Origin of the sequence: Marinomonas colpomeniae (assembly GCF_014803385.1) — a bacterium.
Lineage (GTDB): Bacteria > Pseudomonadota > Gammaproteobacteria > Pseudomonadales > Marinomonadaceae > Marinomonas > Marinomonas colpomeniae.
In genome coordinates, this window is sequence record NZ_JACYFC010000001.1 from 332,891 (window position 1) to 353,527 (window position 20,637).

The 20,637-nt window shown below is 37.9% G+C and carries 17 protein-coding genes; 16 read left to right on the top strand and 1 reads right to left on the bottom strand.

Annotated features, from left to right (window positions below; all coding sequences use genetic code 11):
- Positions 1-49 precede the first annotated feature (49 nt).
- The 15 genes from flgG (at position 50) to IF202_RS01705 (ending at position 19,166) form a co-directional block, all read left to right on the top strand.
- Entirely contained in the window at positions 50-835 is a 786-nt protein-coding gene (gene flgG / locus IF202_RS01635; RefSeq protein WP_191593125.1) for a flagellar basal-body rod protein FlgG, read from the top strand.
- Positions 836-851: 16 nt separating this feature from the next.
- Positions 852-1,703 (top strand): flagellar basal body L-ring protein FlgH, encoded by an 852-nt coding sequence (locus tag IF202_RS01640; protein WP_191593126.1) that lies wholly within the window; start codon positions 852-854, stop codon positions 1,701-1,703.
- A 52-nt stretch (positions 1,704-1,755) separates the two neighbouring features.
- A complete protein-coding gene (locus IF202_RS01645) occupies positions 1,756-2,844 on the top strand; it encodes a flagellar basal body P-ring protein FlgI (RefSeq protein WP_191593127.1) in 1,089 nt (362 codons plus the stop codon).
- Positions 2,845-2,852: 8 nt separating this feature from the next.
- Entirely contained in the window at positions 2,853-3,839 is a 987-nt protein-coding gene (gene flgJ, locus IF202_RS01650; RefSeq protein WP_191593128.1) for a flagellar assembly peptidoglycan hydrolase FlgJ, read from the top strand.
- A 107-nt stretch (positions 3,840-3,946) separates the two neighbouring features.
- Complete coding sequence (flgK, locus tag IF202_RS01655; protein ID WP_191593129.1) at positions 3,947-5,926, top strand: flagellar hook-associated protein FlgK; 1,980 nt, start codon at positions 3,947-3,949, stop codon at positions 5,924-5,926.
- Between the two features lie 4 nt (positions 5,927-5,930).
- Positions 5,931-7,241 carry a flagellar hook-associated protein FlgL gene (gene flgL / locus IF202_RS01660; RefSeq protein ID WP_191593130.1) on the top strand — a complete coding sequence of 437 codons (1,311 nt, stop codon included), beginning with the start codon at positions 5,931-5,933 and terminating at the stop codon, positions 7,239-7,241.
- 22 nt (positions 7,242-7,263) lie between these two features.
- Positions 7,264-8,820, top strand: a complete 1,557-nt coding sequence (locus tag IF202_RS01665) for an HD-GYP domain-containing protein (RefSeq protein WP_191593131.1) — start codon at positions 7,264-7,266, stop codon at positions 8,818-8,820.
- 564 nt (positions 8,821-9,384) lie between these two features.
- Positions 9,385-10,269 carry a flagellin N-terminal helical domain-containing protein gene (locus IF202_RS01670; RefSeq protein ID WP_191593132.1) on the top strand — a complete coding sequence of 295 codons (885 nt, stop codon included), beginning with the start codon at positions 9,385-9,387 and terminating at the stop codon, positions 10,267-10,269.
- Between the two features lie 189 nt (positions 10,270-10,458).
- On the top strand, positions 10,459-10,884 hold the full coding sequence (locus IF202_RS01675; RefSeq protein WP_191593133.1) for a hypothetical protein: 426 nt from the start codon (positions 10,459-10,461) through the stop codon (positions 10,882-10,884).
- 2,384 nt (positions 10,885-13,268) lie between these two features.
- Positions 13,269-14,153 (top strand): flagellin N-terminal helical domain-containing protein, encoded by an 885-nt coding sequence (locus tag IF202_RS01680; RefSeq protein ID WP_191593134.1) that lies wholly within the window; start codon positions 13,269-13,271, stop codon positions 14,151-14,153.
- Between the two features lie 77 nt (positions 14,154-14,230).
- Positions 14,231-14,653, top strand: coding sequence for a flagellar protein FlaG (locus IF202_RS01685; RefSeq protein WP_191593135.1), 423 nt, complete (start codon positions 14,231-14,233; stop codon positions 14,651-14,653).
- A gap of 40 nt (positions 14,654-14,693) precedes the next feature.
- The gene (fliD, locus tag IF202_RS01690; RefSeq protein WP_191593136.1) at positions 14,694-16,298 is read left to right on the top strand and encodes a flagellar filament capping protein FliD; all 1,605 of its coding nucleotides are present in this window, start codon (positions 14,694-14,696) and stop codon (positions 16,296-16,298) included.
- 39 nt (positions 16,299-16,337) lie between these two features.
- Positions 16,338-16,772, top strand: a complete 435-nt coding sequence (gene fliS, locus IF202_RS01695; RefSeq protein ID WP_191593137.1) for a flagellar export chaperone FliS — start codon at positions 16,338-16,340, stop codon at positions 16,770-16,772.
- On the top strand, positions 16,772-17,065 hold the full coding sequence (locus IF202_RS01700; protein WP_191593138.1) for a hypothetical protein: 294 nt from the start codon (positions 16,772-16,774) through the stop codon (positions 17,063-17,065). Before fliS ends, IF202_RS01700 begins: the two co-directional genes overlap by 1 nt.
- On the top strand, positions 17,058-19,166 hold the full coding sequence (locus IF202_RS01705) for a motility associated factor glycosyltransferase family protein (RefSeq protein ID WP_191593139.1): 2,109 nt from the start codon (positions 17,058-17,060) through the stop codon (positions 19,164-19,166). The genes IF202_RS01700 and IF202_RS01705 overlap by 8 nt, the downstream gene beginning before the upstream one ends.
- 91 nt (positions 19,167-19,257) lie before the next feature.
- On the opposite strand, the gene IF202_RS01710 is transcribed toward IF202_RS01705, so the two are convergent.
- Complete coding sequence (locus tag IF202_RS01710; protein ID WP_191593140.1) at positions 19,258-19,821, bottom strand: DNA-3-methyladenine glycosylase I; 564 nt, start codon at positions 19,819-19,821, stop codon at positions 19,258-19,260.
- A gap of 117 nt (positions 19,822-19,938) precedes the next feature.
- Here IF202_RS01710 and IF202_RS01715 point away from each other — a divergent pair, with 117 nt between their 5' ends.
- Positions 19,939-20,559 (top strand): NUDIX domain-containing protein, encoded by a 621-nt coding sequence (locus tag IF202_RS01715; protein ID WP_191593141.1) that lies wholly within the window; start codon positions 19,939-19,941, stop codon positions 20,557-20,559.
- Positions 20,560-20,637: the final 78 nt, after the last annotated feature.

Genomic DNA, 20,637 nt, shown 5'->3' on the forward strand with positions numbered 1-20,637 from the left:
TAATAAATTAAGCCGTGGCAACAGATTAATAGAATTAGAAGAGGCTCTTATGAATTCAGCATTATGGGTAAGTAAAACCGGTTTAAGCGCAATGGATAAGCAGTTGAATGTTGTTGCCAATAACTTGGCAAACGTTTCGACAACAGCGTTTAAGAAAGACAGAGCGGTATTTGAAGATCTGATGTACAAAACAGTACGAGCACCAGGTGGAGTGAGCGCTCAGAATGCTGAGTTACCATCTGGTCTGCAATTAGGTACAGGTGTAAAAGTTGGAGCGACACAAAAAGACTTTTCGAATGGCGATTATAATATGACGGATAGGCAGCTTGATGTTGCTATTCAAGGAAAGGGTTTTTTACAGGTTTTACAGCCAGATGGTACGATAGGCTATACAAGAGATGGTAGCTTACAGCTAAATAGTGAAGGGCAGATATCTACTTCTGGTGGACTAATTGTTGAGCCAGGGATTGAAATTGACCCTAACGCTATTGAAATTATGATAGCGGAAGATGGGATAGTATCTGTTCGAATGAGTGGTGAAGCCGATGCTCAAGAGGTCGGTGCAATTAATATTGCAGGCTTTATTAATCCAGCAGGATTAAGTTCAGCAGGGCAAAATATTTTCACAGAAACGAATGCCAGTGGCCCACCTTTGGTAGGTGTTCCTGGAACGGACTCGTTAGGTACTCTTGCTCAAGGTATGTTAGAAGCATCTAATGTAAATTCGATTGAAGAACTTGTTAATATGATTACCACTCAAAGGGCATATGAGATGAATTCAAAAGTTATCTCCGCAGCTGATGGTATGATGAGTTTTGCAATACAGCAGTTATAGTAGCGTGCGGAATATTATGAAAATAAAATTTACTCTCTTAGTATTATTTAGTGTTTTTTTGACTGGCTGTTTATCTTTTGATGTTGATGAACAGGCAGTGGCTAATGCTGCAGCGGCTGGTGCTGCAGGAGTTGTTGCGGACGCTGTGGTTGACGCAATAACAGAAGAGGGTGAAGAGGAAGTAGATGAAGAAGTACCGGATGAAGTTGTACGTAAAGGTTATGTTCCTGACGGAGCTGATCCATTAAATGGGCCGGAAATTAGTCAATCTATTCGGTCTGATGACCCTTATTATACACCTGTATATCCAAACGGTATGAGCCCTTCACAAGCGCCAACGGGTGGTATTTATCAGGTTAGTATGGGGGATGTGTTTTTCGGTGATCAAAAAGCCAGTAAAGTAGGTGATATATTAACGATAAACTTAAATGAGACGACGACATCAACGAAAGCCAATGCCGCTACAGTGTCTAAGTCATCTTCGGCTACTATTGAAAACCCTACAGTATTGGGGGAAGAGCTCAAAATAGACACCACTCTTCCTCAGCAAGGAACAGACTTTACCGGAAATGCATCTGCGAATCAGAATAATAGTTTGAACGGTACAATCTCAGTTACAGTATATAAGGAATATCCGAATGGCTTATTGGCTATTCGCGGTGAAAAATGGTTAACCCTAAATCAAGGTGATGAATATATTCGTTTCTCAGGCATCGTTCGGAAACAGGATATTTCGCCAGAGAATACAGTAGAATCTGAACGTGTTGCAGATGCGCGAATTGTTTATTCGGGTACAGGTGAAGTTGCCGCAGGAAGTGAGCAGGGTTGGGTGAGTCGTTTGCTTAACTCTAGTGATATGCCTTATTAATTTAATGATAAAAACATATGAGAGAAGCGTATTTCTCTCAATAGGTGATGTGATGAAATACATAGCGTTAGTTGTCTTATACATTTTGTCTTTTTCGGTACAGGCAGAACGCCTGAAGGACATCACCAGCGTTCAAGGTGTTCGTGAAAACCAATTGTTTGGCTATGGTCTAGTCATCGGTTTGAATGGTACTGGAGACAATACAGATTTTACCAGTCAAAGCTTTGCTAGCATGCTGTCACGTTTTGGTGTGACGTTGCCTGCAGGTGTTAGTGCAACATCTAAAAATGTCGCTGCGGTTTCTCTTACGGCAACGCTGCCTGCGTTTTCTAAGCCTGGTCAAAAAATTGATGTGACTGCATCTTCTATTGGTAATGCCAGTACATTACGTGGTGGTACATTGCTATTATCTACTCTTAAAGGTGCTGATGGAGCTGTGTATGCTATTGCACAAGGTAATTTAGTGATTGGTGGCTTAGGTACTAATGGCACTGATGGATCACGGACATCATTAAACATTCCAACGGTTGGTCGTATCCCTAACGGTGCCAGTGTAGAGCGTACGGTTCCTAGTAGCTTCAATACCGGCGATACATTAACCTTTAATCTAAATCGACCAGACTTCACAACGGCTAAGCAAGTTTCTGACAAAATTAATGACCTTTTAGGGCCGGGTGTCGCAACGACATTGGATGCAACTTCTATTCGAGTGTCTGCACCAAGAGACCCAAGTCAGCGTGTAACCTTTTTATCTATACTTGAAAACCTCGAAGTGGAAATGGGTGAAGAGAGGGCTCGTATTGTTATTAATTCTCGTACAGGAACTATTATTATTGGTCAGCACGTGAAAGTATCACCTGCTGCTATCACGCATGGCAGCCTAACCGTAACAATCAAAGATGTGCCGCCAGTGGTAGGTCAAGATGGAACGGTTACGGGAGGAGAAACTATAGTATCTCCTCGTGAAGGGATTGAAATTAGCAATAACAGCGGTCATATGTTTGTGTTTGATCCGGGTGCTTCATTGAATGATATTGTTCGAGCTGTGAACCAAGTCGGCGCTGCACCAGGTGATGTGATGGCAATTTTAGAAGGCCTGAAGCAAGCCGGTGCAATTAATGCTGATTTAGTCGTTATATAGGCCGTATTATGAACTCCGTTTCTACAAAAGATGACTTTTTTGCCGATTTTTCTGCACTTACCGCGTTAAAGACGAAAGCACAAAAAGACCCAGATGCCGCATTAAAAGAAGTAGCTCAGCAGTTTGAATCCATCTTTATCAATATGATGTTTAAAACAATGCGAGCTACCAATGAAACGATTGGTAGTGATTTATTTTCTAGTCCTCAAACGAAACAATACCAAGATATGATGGACTCGCAAATGTCTCAGAGTCTTGCGACAACAGGCGGTATTGGTCTGTCAGAAGCCTTGATTAGGCAGTATCAAGCTCAGCAGCAGGGTCGCGTTAGCTCGGCAGAAGCAAAAGAACGAGGGGATACGGATTTTCTGAATCAAGTTGCAAAACAAGATTTGGTTAGAATTCAAACATTGGCTAACAGGGCTTCCACCGATTTTATTCAATCCGTGCAAAAAGAAGCGAGTCAAAGTGCTCAAAGCATTTCCGGTGATAGTCTGGTTTCTGCACCATCGGCACTTTCCGTGGTATTTGATTCTCCTGATGAGTTTGTCGAGTACCTTTGGCCTCATGCGCAGCAAGCAGGTGAAAAACTGGGAGTGAACCCTAAAGCAATATTAGCCCAAGCCGCATTAGAGACCGGTTGGGGGAAATACCCGATTGCTAAAGAAGATGGCGCGGCTAGCTTCAATCTGTTTGGTATAAAAGCAGACAGTAGATGGCAAGGTGATAGAGCTGTTGTGAATACTTTGGAATTTCGTGATGGTGTTGCCAAACGAGAAAAAGCAGCTTTTAGGGCTTATGATTCCTTTGGACAAAGCTTTGATGATTACGCAAATTTTTTAAATTCTAGCGAGCGGTATAAAGATGCCTTGGAGTCTGGAGACGACGCGTCAATGTTTGCCGCCTCTCTCCAACAAGGTGGTTATGCTACGGATCCTAAGTACTCAGAAAAAATTGAGAGTATCCTCTCAAGTCAATGGTTTCAAAGCCTGTAGGTTTTTTTCAGAAAAAAAACAACATTGGTAAACTTCTTGCATTGATTGTCTATAGAGTTAAAAAAAGACATCAAGTTATTCTTTGAACAACACGCTAGAGGTGAGCAATGGGCTCAGCAAGTTTATATTCAGTTGGTTTGTCTGGACTACAATCCAGTAATGCTCGTATTAATACTACAGGGCAAAATACAACTAATGTGGATACTGAGGGCTACAGCCGTCAGAGAACTGATACCACGAGTTCGCCAATTGGCGGCGTTATTCTTCGTGATACCTCTCGTCTTGTCGATAATTTCGTCAGTACGCAAATGCGATCTGATAAGTCCAATTTTGCTTATTACGATACTTACCATTCTATGATGACAGTGGCTGATAATTTACTTGCAGAAGACAGTGTGTCTTTGACAGGTTATTTAAACGAAGCCTTTAACGCATTACAGACAGCTAATAATGATCCGACTTCTACATCATTAAGACAACTTGCACACTCTAGTCTAAATAATTTAGTCGAACAGTATAAAACACTGTCTAGTATTGTAACGCGCCAAGAAAAGTTAGTTGATGAGCAGCTATCAGCCTCGTTGATAGATTTGAATGCAATTACAACAAAAATTTCTGATTTAAATAACAAGATATTAAGAGAAGAGAGTTTATCTATTTCACCTGCTAATGAATTGCGAGACCAGCAAGAACTTTTAGCGAAAGAACTTTCTGAGTATTTAGATATCAAGGTGCAATTTAGTACAAAGGGTTTAATGTCTGTTCAATTAGACAACGGTCAACCACTGGTTATGGATCAAAAGCCTACAGAGCTAAAAGTGATTTCAGACCCGTTGGATCCAAAGAAAATAAGTTTAATCGTAGATTTTGGTGATTATGATGTTGGTTTAAAAACGGATGGTCTTGGTGGAAATATTGGTGGACTGGTTGATTTTCGTTCTGAATTTAGTGTCAATGCAGATCGAACATTAGGGCAGCATGCTATTTCTATTGCCGATGCGATGAACGTGCAAAATGCTAAAGGTCTTGATGGTAACGGTGTATTTGGTCGTGATTTATTTTCATTAGATGATGTGAATATTTATTCGACTAAAGATAATATACATAAACTGTCTGATATCTCAGTGAAAGTGTCTGCTGGCAGCGCAGAAAAGATAACTAAAGATAATTATGAATTAACTAGGACTGACGCGAACCGTTTTGCAATTACACGCTATGATGAAAATGGCAATGCAAATGGACAGCCGGTTTTATTTGATCCGTCTAGCATGACCCCAGATAATAGTGGTTACTATTCGATTGAAGAGCTAGGCTTAGATGTTCGGATCTCTGATTTGAGTGATATTGATGATAATGATGTTTTTCGCTTTGCTCCGACGGAAGGTGCTGCAGCGCATTTAAAACTTCAGGCAAAAAATGGTGATGCTATTGCATTAAGTGCACCATTAGGTGTGAGTACAAATTCAGATAATCTATCTGATGCTAAAATTTCTTTAGAGTCGGTTACAAATACAAACCCTGAAACGTCGGCTTTTACACCAGACGGCTCACTTTATCCAAGTGCGCCGCATAAAATTTATTTCACATCACCTAGCTCTTATGTTGTTCAGGATGCATCTGGTGTTGAGCTTGCTACTGTTAAAGATGTGTTTCATTACAGTAATTTATTGGAACAAGCGGGTCTGTCTGAAGAAGCGGGATTTGATGTTTCTATTTCTTCTATGCCGCAATTAGGTGATGAATTTTCTATCAGTACAGATATAGTTGGGCCTGCCGATAACTTTAATGGATTGGCATTGCTCGACTTACAAAATCAATCTTTGGTGGAAGGTAAATCGAGCTTAACTAAAGCATTCGCAGGCTTTATTTCTTATGTTGGTAGTAAAACAAATGAAGTGGCAGGTCATGCAGAATCGAGTGAAATAATTATGAATGACAGCATGGCTCGCCGTGACAGATTATCGGCGGTTAGCCTTGATGAAGAGGCAGTAAATTTATTGAAATATCAGCAATCTTATTCCGCTTCTGCGCAAGTAATAACGGCGGCTCGTACGACGTTTGAAACCTTGCTTGGGATAATGAGGTAAGTTTATGCGAGTAACAAATAATCTAATTTATGGGCAGTCAAGCAGGGCAATTAGTCAGGCCAATGAGAAAATACTGCATGTCCAAGAAAAAATTGCAGCACAAACTGACATTGTAAAACCAAGCGATAACCCAGTGGGTGCAAGTCAGGTTTTAATGTATCAAAGTAGTAGCCATCAATTGGAACTTTTTGATGATGCAATGAAAATGGCAACCAGTAATCTTGAATATCAAGAGGTCGCTTTAGATAGCTTAAATGCCTTTATGGACGATGTTCGAACGCTTTTTATTCAGGCTCAGAATGACATTAATACGCAAGATGATATAGATGCAATTGTACAAGAAATAACCATGATTACAGAATCTATGGCTGAGTTAATGAACTCAAGAAGTGCTGATGGAAGCTACATTTTTGCGGGCACTGATACACTTTCTCCTGCATTTGTATTAAACAGTCAAGGTCGTTATGAATGGGCTGGTAATGAGGGTCAGAAATACGCACAAATTTCTGAAAATATGAAAATTCCAGTAACTGATTCTGGAAAAAAACTGTTTCAAGATATTTGGACAAACCGTTCATTTACACCTGAGTTAATCATTGGTGATGTCTCTCTTTCTGCAAAAGTTCAAAACCAAGGTGACTTTGATACGTTCATGGAAGACTTTTATGATCCAGAGAATGCATCTTCTAATATGTATTATTTAACTACCTCCCCTGTACTTGCTGAAGGTGAGGCAGCTAAACCTCTTGATTCAACTTATATCGGATCAGATACAAGGGAAGATCAATATAGACGCAGAGCTTTTGATGGTACGCCAGGGACTTACCGTATTATGAATAATTCTGGTGAAGAAGTTTCTTCTGGTTCTTATACCGCAGGTAAACCTATCGCCTTTGGTGGTATGTCATTTCTTGTGAGAGGAGAGCCAGGTGCTGCTATAGATTTTTCTTTGGATAAACCTAGACGTGATAATGTACTTAACGAAATAAATGACACATTAGCGGTTTTAAGTAATGAGTTCTCTACTCATGAAGAGAGGGAAGAGGCTTTCTTTGATGCGACTACTAGTGTTAATAACGCTCAGCGCATGGTTGGTGAAGGTCGCTCAGCTGTAGGCGCTCGATTGAATATTCTTCGAGAGAGAGAGGATTTTAGCTCTGCAAATCAACTCTCAAACTCAGTGGCTCAAGATAGAATCGGTGGTTTAAGCATAGCTGAAGCCGCAACAGAACTATCTATGAAAGAAGCCGCGTTAGATGCTTCTCAGAAAGTGTTTAATCGAATTAGTAATCTTTCTTTATTCAATAAAATGTAAGTTTTGGGAGATTGGTTAAAAAATGTCAGCATTTAAAATAGAATCTTGTTTTGGGGCTGATATCAATGTCGGGTATTTCAATTTAGACGAGATACTCGATATTATGCAAATAAAAAAAGCAGTGCTAGATAGTAAGCGAGTTAAGAGTTTAATTGCTCTTAATGGTCGAAAAGACCGCATAGTAAGTATTGCTATGAGGCAGGTTGCTTTTGATATCCTTCGCCCTACTCTTGAATCTGCCTTCCTTCCTTATGACTCTTATCATGTTAATGATTATAAACTTTTAAATACTCGCCGAGAGCGCTTATACGATGCGCAAGAGCGATGCCTTATATTATGTATGTCTATAGCGAGTGGCCGATCGGTAAAAAGCCTTAGAAAGCTCAACCTCGAATTAAACACTAAAGAGTTGCGCAGTAAATATTCTAAAAATCAGAGTCTTTTTCGCTATTTTAGAGAAGAGCTCAATGAGCAGACAAGAGAGCACATCCTTACGTATAAATCTCGTATGGATAAGGAATCTGGAGGAGAAGGCGTTAAAAACGCTATCGATGTTGATACCTCAGAAGTAATAACAGAACAAGATGTTCCCAAAACGTCTATTGCTAAAAGGCCTCATTTAGAAAATAAACTCATTCCAACGTCATTCGATGATGAAACAGCTACAGCGCTTAAGTTATTTCAAGATGGACACTTGCTGTTGTCAGTTCAAGTAGAAAGATTCAAGCGCGGCGATCAATTAGAAGTAGTTGAGTTGATGAAGTTTTGTCGTCGTTTGGTTGAATCTCATACTCGTAATAATTTTTCCCTTATGGCAATTCGACATATTAAAGATGCGTCTTCTTATTTAGAGCAGCACGCGATGGGAATGGCTGTACTTGGGATACATTTTGCTAAAGCAATGAAATTATCGAGTGCTTATGTCGAGGTTATTTCTCTTGGTGCTTTGTTATTTGATCTAGGTAGGTTCCGATTGCCTATGGCAATGGTTACGAAAACGACCAAAATGACATCAGGCGAGTTTGATTTGTTTCGAAAACACATACAGTTTGGGGAGCAAATTTTACAAAAATGTGAAGGCATACCTAAAGCTGTGTATCAAATGCTCTATGACCATCATGAAAAAATAGATGGATCAGGTTATCCAGAAGGTAAGCAAGATCAAGAGATATCTGTTTATGGGAAAATTGCTGCAATTGTTGATGCTTATGATGCCATCACATCTGAGCAATCACATAAACCTTCTATAGGGCCAATATTAGCTTGTGTAAAACTCAAAAAAGAGTCAGGTTTAGCGTTTGATAAGGAACTTCTAAGTATTTTCCTTAAAAGCATTGGAACTATACCTGTTGGCTCTTGTGTTGCTTTATCTAATGGTAGAGTTGGTTTTGTATTGACTCTTAATAAGTCTTTTCAGCCGTCTTTAATTAGACAAGTATATAGTATAACGAATAAAGCCTTTATAGAGGCCTCAGATATCGAGTTGAATAAGTCGGCAGCGTTAAGATCGGAAGTTTTTATTGAGAAAGAAATAAATCCACAGACTCTTAAGTTGCAATTTATCGATCATATTTCATAGTTCACCAGTTCACCAGTTCACCAGTTCACCAGTTCACCAGTTCACCAGTTCACCAGTTCACCAGTTCACCAGTTCACCAGTTCACCAGTTCACCAGTTCACCAGTTCACCTTTATCTACTTATTAATTTCTGATTTTTACACAAAGGTGCTGCTTAATTTACTTCATTTGCTAATTAAGTTGCTTAATTCTATTTTTGAAGTGTGATTAATTTTATTTTTTTGCTTTTTTCAGAGCGAATAAAACCTCATTTCTCCCCGTTATTTGATGCGGCTTTTTTGAAAACTTTAGCGTTTCATTCAATATTTTTACTTTATTTTATTAATATCAATTTTTTAGGTTTTTTTGCCATTTTTTTCTCTTTTTTTTTAAAGTTTTTTGGCCTTAGTACGATAACTTTGAGTAACGTTTTTTTGAGTGATTAAAAAATTAAAATCTCAAAAAATCATAAAAAAATATTAAAGATAATCACATTTATGTCGATAACTTTAATAAGAGACAAAAACCAAATAATCAATTAAATCAAAAGGTTGTCTCGTTAAAAAACATTCTTAGGAGAGAAAAAATGGCTTTATACGTAAATACTAATGTGTCCTCGCTGAATGCTCAGCGTATGCTAAATAACTCTAGTCGAGAGCTAGATACATCCTTCCAACGTTTGTCTTCTGGTAAGCGTATTAACAGCGCAGCAGATGACGCCGCAGGTCTTCAAATTTCCGACCGCTTGACCTCGCAAATTAATGGTTTGAACCAATCAGTACGAAATGCAAATGATGGTATTTCATTAGCTCAAACAGCTGAAGGTGCGTTGGATGAAACGACAAGTATGTTGCAGCGTATGCGTACTTTATCTATTCAGTCTGCTAACGGATCAAATTCAGCGAAAGATCGGGTTGCCCTACAACAAGAAATGGCACAACTATCTCAAGAGATTAACCGTATTGCAGATACAACGACATTTGGTGGCGCTAATTTATTAGATGGTACTTACCAAGGCATTTTCCAGGTAGGTGCGGATGCTAACCAAACCATCAGTTTTACTATGGAATTTGGTGGTGCGAATAATTCTATTGATTATCAGGCGAATAATGGCTTTACCATGTCGGGTTTATCGAATCAGGCCTCATCTCAAGTAAGTGAAACGACAGCCTCCGTGTCAACAGCTGTTAATGCACAGAGTATGATTGCGATTATCGACTCTATGATTGCCGCAGTGGATTATAAACGGGCTGAGTTGGGTGCAATACAAAACCGTTTCAGCTCCACTATTACTAACTTGAGTAATATCTCTGAAAACGTATCTGCCGCTCGAGCGCGAGTGCGTGATGCCGATTTTGCGCAAGAGACGGCTAACCTGACTAGTACGCAAATTTTGCAACAGGCGAGTAGTACTATTCTTTCGCAAGCGAATCAGCGTCCACAGACGGCACTGTCTCTATTAGGTAATTAATTTAAAAACAGAATGATGTAAAGCAGTGGCAGACAGCTGCTTATTCAAACTCTTCGAGTGTTTCTCGGAATATAGGCTACTTCTCTCTCCTAGAGGTGCCTTTTCAGCCGGGTGGATTTTTTCACCCGGCATTTTTTTACCTAAATATTGGTTTTCAACCGTTTTAGGGCGTTTTTTAGGAGAAAAATTTTGTTCGAGGCTTATATCAAAGGGGGTTATAGGATGAATGTAATAAGTATTAGTAGTCGTATTTTATCTCTGACTGACTTTGATAGTGGCTTTTTTTCTGTAGCTAAAAAAGCTCCGATTTTAAAGCTTCGTATGCAAAGACAAAATGCTTTATCTAATGTCGTATTTTTATTTCAATTCTTGTTCCTTTCTCAATTTTCGAACCGAGTCTTTAGGTTGGATAAAAACCACATCTTATTACAGTGGCAGTTTTTTGCTACTCCTAGTCTTTTTGTTAACAACATTAATGTAAAGGTGTCTGGTAAAAAAAATCTTGGTTTGAAGAGGGGGGCGTTTTTGAATAGAGGAAGCCTCAGCCCTGAACGATTGAATTCAGACGATATACATGTACTTCAAAACTACTTGAGTTTCTATACAGAAGTTTAATACGTAGTTTTTTATGCATTGACGAAAAATTTTTGATTTCCGGCCATGTTCTTAGTCGAGATCCTTTTCATTGAGAAATAAAGATTTGGAATGACAAATTATTAATAGCTTATTGATGGATAACCCAAGTAGAAAAACGATAACTGTATGTTTTTCTTTGGATTAAAGAGCGTCGTATTAGAGTTTTTTTACATTGTTTCGAAGAACATGTGTATTGGGATGGATTATTGCGTTTAGAAAAAATTTCTGTTTATACGGGACGTACCTTGATACCTCATATTTTTTCTTGGGTCTCTACTGTGTATAGGTGTTGGGTTATCGCTTATGGTTTCGAATTTGTTCGACAGATATGGATCATGACGACGATTCGAACTGATTTTTAAGGTGACAGATTTTACAAACTAGAAGAGGTTTTTGGGAACACATTCCTATCGAAATGCTATTTGTTATTAAGGGGCGTGGATCAGAAATCAAATGGTCGAAATATAAAATAATTTAGAAAGCGAAGTGATTCGGAGTAGATGCTATCAGCAGAGTATTGATGGATAAACAAAACAGTAAAACAGTAAAACAGTAAAACGGTAAAACGGTAAAGGCATGTTTGTCTTTGGTCTAAAACGCATTGCATATGTGAGTTCTCAGGCATATTTGAAAAATATGTGTATTGGGGTGAATCAATGTACTTAGAAGAATCTGTTGTTTATACGGAGCGAACTTTGACGTCTTATTTTTTTACATCACTACAAAGTATAGGTATTGGATTGGAGTTTATTCGTTGGACATGAGTCATTGTGGCGACTCAAGAAAATTATGTGTAGTGATGGAACTTATAACAGGACGAAGTATTTTTGCGTGCTTTTTTATCGAAGTGTTATTGATCGGTAGACACTGAGTGTTAGAGGCCAGGTACCTGAAATACATAAATGATTTAGAAATTAAGTGATTGGAGTGCGGATTATCAATAGCGCATTTGTGGATAAGCGAAATAGTAGAGCGTTAATAACATATTTGGCTTTGGACTAAAGTCTAATTTATGCGTGATTACTCAAAAACGTTCGAAAAATATACGAATTCGAGTGAATTAATCTGTTTAGAAAAAGCTGCCTGTTGTACAGGGGGCTCTTGGGCATTATTTTCTGTTTTTTGAATAGCTACAAAGTATCGACGTCGTAGTTATTTATGTTTTGGAATTTATTTATCGGTTTAAGAATGCCGTGACTTAGAAATTAGGTGGTTTGAAATATGGGCGATCAGCCAAGTATTGATGCATAAGCAAAACAGTAAAGTGCTAAGAGTGTATGTAGCTCTGGACGAAAGTGCAGTTTATGCATGGTTACTTAAGTGCGTTTGAAAAATATATGTACTTGAATGAATCGATAAGTTGAGACAAGTCTGTTGTTTATACGGAGCGAATCTTGGTGCTTTTTACATCGCTAAATATAACAAGTTTAAGTTGTTGCTTATGGTTTGGGGTTTATTTATTGGTTTAAAAACGCAAAGACTTTGAAGCTGAGTAATTGAGCTTAGGTGAATTTGGACGGATGAATGTATTCAAAAAAATTGTTTTTTTTGTAGTGGACGACTTTTAGCATCTGATTTTTTGCTTTTCGAATAGCCATAAAACGCAGATGTACGATTGCTTATTATGATTTGGAAATTCTCAAATGAGTTATGTCTCATGATGAAGGTGCTAATTAATAGTATTCAGGTCATGCAATTTTTCAAAAGAAGAGACTGAATTTGGTTAGCGCTTCTTTTTCTTGAAGTGTTACGGATTAGAAATTAAGTGTTTTAAACGTCGGTTTGTAGTTGAAATTTGTGTTGGGAAATAGGTTTCTATTTTGGAAATGATTTTAGCTCAGCATTTGTTGACTCTTAAGGCCTGTTTTATGTCGACTGCTTTGCAGTTTATTTTTTAGTTTAGAGCGCTTAATTGTCATTAAAGCTACGTGGCATTTTTTTAAAGAATTGAGGCAAAAAGCGGATGTTTTTTGCTGTGAGGAAGGCTTTGTTTTGCCTTTTTGGGGTATATGAATTTAAGAGCTGTATTTGATTTGTTGGTGAGGTTGTTTATTCGGTCAGTTGTTTGTCTATTTAATGTGACCATTTAGCAAATTTGAAGCAGTATTCTCTATTTTTTATGCTTAATAAGTGTTGGTTTAACGGAAATAAGCACTTTTTAGTAAAAAAAGTAGAAAAAAATTTAATTGTTTTAAATTTAATTAAAACAATTACTTAGGCAATTATTTGCCATATAAAAGGAAGGTTTTTTCCGACTGTCGGTAATTATTTTCCTTAATTGACTAAAGGTTTTCAAATTCTTGTCGAAAACCTTAATACGATCTGCTTACTTGCAGGATTTAATGAAAATTTAGGAGGCTATGATGGCTCTTTACGTAAATACAAATACTTCATCTTTAAACGCACAGCGCTCTTTGATGAACTCTAGTAATGATTTGGATACCTCTTACCAGCGTTTGTCTTCTGGTCAGCGTATTAATAGCGCTAGAGATGATGCTGCAGGTCTTCAAATTTCGGATCGATTAACATCTCAGGTTAATGGCCTTAACCAATCAGTACGTAACGCCAATGATGGTATTTCTGTAGCTCAAACTGCAGAGGGTGCTTTGGATGAAACAACAAGTATGTTGCAACGTATGCGTACTTTGTCTATCCAGTCTGCTAACGGATCGAACTCTGATAGTGACCGTGTTGCGCTACAACAAGAAATTAAACAGTTATCTACAGAGATTAACCGTATTGCTGATATCACGACTTTTGGTGGTGAAAAACTATTAGCAGGTGAATATGAAGGTATTTTCCAAGTAGGTGCTGATTCAAACCAGACAATCAGTTTCAGTATGACTACTGGTGGTGCGTCTAACTCAATTGATTTTGCTGGTAATGCTGGTTTCACAATGTCTGGTCTGTCAAGTAGTTCAGCAACAGCTCAAGTGAGTGTAACAAGTGCTTCAGTATCTTCTGTTGCTAACGCTCAGAGCATGATTGATATTATTGATACTATGATTAGCGCAGTTGACTCTAAACGTGCTGATTTGGGTGCGATTCAAAACCGTTTTGGTTCTTCTATCAGTAACTTGAGTAACATTTCTGAAAACGTATCTGCTGCACGTTCTCGTGTTCGTGATGCTGACTTTGCTGAAGAAACTGCGAAACTAACAAGTACGCAAATTCTTCAACAAGCAAGTTCATCTATTTTGTCTCAAGCAAACCAACGTCCACAAACCGCTTTGTCTCTACTAGGCTAAGCACTATAGTGGTCAGGAATTAGAGCTGGGGCTTACTTTTGTAGTCTCAGCTTTTGTTTATTCGGAGGGAATTTTGGATGTCTATTAATACAAATGATTTTTCTAAACAAAACATAAACTATTCTGTAAACACAGATCATAGAACTGCTGAAGAATTTACTGCATTACGTCAAGCGAATGCTAAAGTTGTTCAAAATATGACCGATACGGCTAAGTCAGATTCAGAGAATAAAGACTCTCGATCTTTTGCTTCTTCAGTCAAAATTGAACCTCGTGAAATTGAGGCGGCAAATGAAAAAATGTCTCAGCTAAATGTTCAGTTAACCTTTGAAATGACAGAAGAACGAGAGCAGAATATAGTAAAAGTTTTAGATCAGACTACAGGTGATGTTGTTCGTCAAATTCCGACGGAAGACTTTCTTAAAATGTCTGAGAGAATTGATGCTATTATGGATCAGCTTACTGATATCAAAGGAACTTTGGTAAATAGCGAGGCTTGATTAGTTAATAGGTAATGTAGAAACTCTAGGAGATAAAGTTATGTCTATAGGCTCATTAGGTATCGGATCTGGAATGGATCTCGAATCCCTTGTTAAAGAAATGGTGAGCGCACAAAAAGACGCAAAAGTTAGACTTTATCAAACCCAAATTAATGAGTACGAAGCAGAATTATCTGCATTAGGTCAAGTTGGGTCGGCCATAGATAATTTTAAGTACTCTGTTCAATCGTTGAATGACGAAGACCTTTTTACTGGGCGTGATGCAAAAATTGCCCAAAAAGAAGGTGAAGAGGTTATGTCTATTAACACGGACAATACAGCTTCAAATGGCTCTTATTCTATTGATATTAATCAAATAGCAAAAGGCAGCCGTGTTATGTCCGCACCTGGTGTATTTTCCTCTGCAGACGATGTCATAACAAAAAAAAATGACACTCTTATCTTCAAAGCAGGCGACAATGAATTTTCAATAGACGTTACTGCTGGTACCACCTTATCCGAACTTCGCAACTTAATTAATACGTCAGAAGACAATTTTGGTGTATCTGCTAATTTAGTTGATGATGGTAGCGGAAATTTATTTTTCACGGCAACATCTTCTATTGAAGGCGCGGGAAATACACTAAGAATTATCAACTCTTCTCCAATCGACAAAACTGATGAACTTCTTGATGATAAAGAAGAAACACCCATCGAAGATACCCTTGCAGTTGATGAGTCAGAAGAAATAGATGAATTAGATTTGGCCGGTGACGATGTTGATTTTGCTAATGATGGCCCAATACCTGAAGATGATGTTAAAGAAGCGGCAGAAGCAGCCGTTAAAGAAACAATAGCAGACGAAGATGATTCTTCAGATGAAGAAAATGAAAGTGCTGCTTTTAATGGTAGCGCTACAGGTTTAAACAGTGTTTCAACCGAGGGTATGTTTGCTGGACTATATACACCACTAGGTGAGCAAGCCCGTGATGCTGTTATCACAGTGGATGGTATTCAAATTCGAAATGAAACCAACACATTTGATAATGCGGTAGCTGGGTTATCTATTGAAGCATTGGCTGTTACGGACAAAACGACAAAAGTTGATGTCAGTTTTGATCAAAAAACTGTGCAGGAAACTATTAAAGAATTTATTGGATCATACAATGATCTGCTTAACACGTTTCAACAAAGTACAGGTAAGAACTCTGCGTTAAGCGGCAATAGTATGATTCGTAACTTACAGTCATCTTTGTCTAGCCAGCTTATGGCTGGTCGCAGTGATACTGGCGTTTTCACCTCTGTTTTTGATCTTGGAGTAAAGATGGATAACAAAGGTGTATTGAGTTTTGATAGTGCTAAATTTGATAATGCTATGAAAAAGGGTTATAGCGATGTTGTTTCTCTAATGACTGGCGAAAAAGGTTTAGCTCAGTCTTTAGAAGATTTATTGGATAACTATACAGGTTCTTCAGGAATGACGAATTCATTAAGGGACTCTGTTAGTGGCTCGATAGATAGTACAGAATTAAGATTAGAAGCCTATGAAGACCGTATGGCGCGTTATGAGGAATCTCTTCGAGATAAGTTCACGGGATTAGATTCTCGTTTGGCGAATATGAATGCTCAAGGCAATTATTTAAATACAGTATTATCACGACTGTAAATTATCGTAATTGAAATATAGAAGTTAATGGGGTTGTTTATGTACAAGAGTAAAGGGATTCAAGCTTATAGAAAGGACTCTTTAAAGTCCGATTTAGCTTCAGCTGACCCTCACCGTATTATTCAACTACTTATGCAAGGGGCTCTTGAAAAGCTTGCTTTGGGAAAGGGTTGCATTGAACGCTCTGATTGGGAAGGAAAGTCCGCTTCTTTAACCCGTGCTGTTGAGATTATTAATGCATTAAGAGATGCATTAGACAGAGATGTGAATCCAGAATTAGTAGATAATCTTGAATCATTATATGAATATATGACAGTCCGTATTACAGAGGCTAGTGCCAGTAAAGATATTTCCATTATCGACCAAGTTATAGGTCTTATTTTACAAATTAAGGGCGCTTGGGATCAAATTTCTCCAGCAGATAAACAAACAGCTTACGAAGAAAGAAATGAAGCTCTTGTTGGAGCCATTTGATGTTTGATATGCCACACTTAACAGAGTTAAGTGCCGCATTACAAAAGGGTGTGGCGAATAAAGATATTGAAAGTATTCAGACTTTATGTGAAGAAAATGATGCTTTTATTCGTACAATTAAGCCTTTTTCAAATGATATAGAAAGTAATGAAAAGATAAAAAATTTTATTATTGCGCACCAGTCTGCTACACAGCTTATTAGTGATGTACATGTAGAAATGCAACGACAGCTTTATTTAGTGAATAAAACCCGTAAAGGGGTTAGTAAATACAAAGGCGTAAAAAATGCGTGATGAGGAAACGACATCCTCGCTTAAGGATGCTGAAGCGTTTGCTTCCTTATTTGAAGAAGGTGTTAAACGTCTCAAAGAAAATGATAAAGAGTTAACTGAACGATACATCAGAAACATGACTGTTTTTTCACAGGTCATGCCACATATATCCGAATCTTTTCAAGGTTATCAACCTAAAAAACGTCATATTTACATGGAAGAGTGTGGTGATCTTAACCTCTATCGTGATGATGCTAATATTCCTTTTTTTACTAATACTCCTAAAGATAAAGCGGCTGAAAAAGTAGCTCAGGCTTTTAAAAAGCCTAATAAAACGGTATTAAATTTAGAGCGTACGGATAATCACCCTAGTCGTCATGTTTACTATAGTAATAAAATATTAGATCAAATAACCGTCCAGTCTGAAGGACTTAAAGAGCAAGAAGGTTGGCCAGATTTTGTGGGGTCTGCCATTTTATTTGGTCTTGAATTTGGTTATCAATTAGAAATCATTCTTGCCCAACGATCTATTAAACACCTTTATATATATGAACGAGACTTAGATCTTTTTTATTATTCGTTATTTGCTATCGAGTGGCGAGATGTTTTAGAAACGTTCAATAGTGATGGTCGTACTATTCATTTTTTCTTAGGTACGAATCCTGAGGATTTCACAGAAAATTATATTCTTCAGTTGGCAGAGAATGGCTACTTCATGGCGCCAGAAACGTATCTCTACGTTTCTTATTCCAGCGAAGAAAATAATTTAGCAATAGATTACTTTAAAAAACATTATGCTCGCCAGATCATGGGGTGGGGCTTTTTTGATGATGCCCTTATTGGTATCGCCCAAGGACTTACATCATCGACTAAAACTAAAATAGCCCACTTCCAAGGACGAGAGGCGCTGCCTAAGTGGGTAGTAAATACTCCTGTCTTTATTTTAGGTAATGGTCCTTCGCTCGACCAAGGTATTGAACTAGTTAAAGAAGTGCGCGATCAGGTGATTGTGGTTTGTTGCGGCTCCACTATTAATACATTGAAGAAACTGGGCGTTACGCCAGATATTCATGTTGATATCGAACGGCTTAAACAAACGGTCGATAAGTTTTCATTTTTAGATCAAGACTATTTAGATAAAATCTGGGGTTTATCTGTAAATGTAATGCATCCAGGTTTTTTTGACTGTTTTAAACGCTCTGGTATGGGAATGAAACCAGGTGAAGCGATTACTTCATTAATGTTGAGTCAGGCTCGCTCGCATGGTGATGAAACTGAATATGTTCAGTTGAATTATTGCAACCCTATTGTTGCTAACTTGGCATTGTCTTATGTACATCTTTTCGGCTTTAATAATGTTTATTACATGGGCGTAGATAACGGCTTTAAAGACAAAGGTAGCCATCATTCCGTGCATAGTGGTTATTATAAAGACGGTAAAGAAACAGGTTTTCAGACGTTTCAAGAAGCTAAACTTGTCGAACGAGAAGGTAATTTTGGCGGTACAATTCATGCCACAGGTATTATGGATACATCAAGAGTACAGCTTGAGTCTTTGACGAAACAACTCAATAAACGCCGTAATTTTACAAGTTATAACTTATCTGACGGTGCAAGAATAGAAGGCGTAACTCCACTGCATGTTGAAGATGTGCTAATCATGGATCCTAAGATAAACCACGCTAAAGTGATTGATATTTTAGAAAATGTGTTTTTTACTGAACCTCCTGCTTCGCTATTAAATCAATCTGCTGAAACGCTTATTTCTGTAGATGATTTTAGAACAATCAGCAAAATGCTTCAGCAAGGTTGGGATGAAACCATAGTGACGCGAGAGCAAGTATGTGATCTTTTGTGGTCTCATCATAGAAAAATTTATTTCTTAAAAGGTAGTGTCCACCGTCATATTCATGATTTATTAATTGGCTCTTTTACTTATTCTGCATTTCTTATCGTACAGTTCCTATTTAAGCATGAAAATGAGGCCGAAGTGGTTTCTCGCGCTCATCACCTATTTTTACCTTGGTGTGAATTTCTTAATGAAATGCCTGATATGCTTCAGCAGGCATCAGAATATGTTGATCAAGGTAATGATCATCTAATTAATTTTTATAATGGCTAAATGTTTTTGAAAGCCAAAATTTTAGGTGTAGCTCATATGTATGTAAGACCTTGTCAGAAGAATACGCTTAAACTGTTTATATCTTGCTAAATTAAGAGTTTTTACGTGCTATACAATCAGCAATATGATCGTTCACCATGCCAGTTGCTTGCATAAAAGCGTAGCATGTTGTTCCGCCTAAGAATTTAAATCCTCTCTTTTTTAGATCTTTTGCTAATTGTGTAGAAAGCTCTGTTACAGCTGGTACATCTGTTACGCTATTTACTATGTTGTTAATAATTTTGTTATCACTGAATGCCCAATAATATCGGCTAAAAGAACCAAATTCTTCTATGATTTTCAGAAATGCATTGGCGTTATTAATAGTCGCTTCTATTTTGCCTCGGTGGCGAATAATACTAGCGTCTAGAACCAATTCGTCAACATCTTGTGTTGTCATTTTGGCGACTACTGTCGGGTCAAAATTATGAAATGCTGAACGATAGCCTTCGCGCTTACGTAAAATAGTAAGCCAACTTAGGCCCGCTTGAGCACTTTCGAGTACAATACATTCAAATAGTGATTGATCGTCATAAATAGGAATGCCCCATTCTGTATCATGATAATGGATGTATTCAGGCGAACCTAAACACCAAGAACAACGAATATTTTCCATTAAATAACACTCCAATATGTATGCTTTTTTGAAAGTAGGGAAGATCTTTCTCCACTTTTATGTGTTAATCATATCAGACACTAATTAAAAATAGTGGACTGCGTAGGGCAAGATAATATGAAATTTAAGCCAGTATATGGACGTAAAGATGTTGAGATAATAAAAGACGAATGTCTTTATAAAGGTTTTTTTGAAATGCGTAAGCTCACCTTGAAACATAAGAAGTTCAATGGTGATTGGAGCGCCCCCATGGCGCGCGAAATGATGGTGCGTGATGACGCTGTTTGTGTATTCTTATTCGACCCCGTAGCAGATAAAGTATTACTCATTGAACAATTTCGTCCTACAGTATTAAAAAGCGAATCACCTTGGCTATTGGAATTAGTGGCTGGCATGGTAGAAGAGGGAGAAGAAGACGAAGAAGTGGCGCGACGTGAAGCATTAGAAGAAGCGGGGGTGAGTATAAAACGTTTAGAATACATGTTTAAGTTTGTGCCTTCACCAGGTGGATTGGTTGAATATCTACGCATGTTTGTTGGTGAGTTTGACTCAAGTGCAGTGGATGTAACAAAGACTCACGGTTTAGATGAAGAAAATGAAGATATAAAACTACATTTAATCTCATCTATGGACGCCATTGATTTACTTAGAAATGATGTGGAAAATGCTAGTACTATTATGGGACTGCAGTGGTTTGCACTTAATAGAGCTGATCTAATGGCTCGCTGGAGTATTTAATTTATACCGGCGTCAGATCCGTTAATTGTTTATCAGAGATACCGTTTTCCTAAAGGGGATATTTTACAAAAATGACGT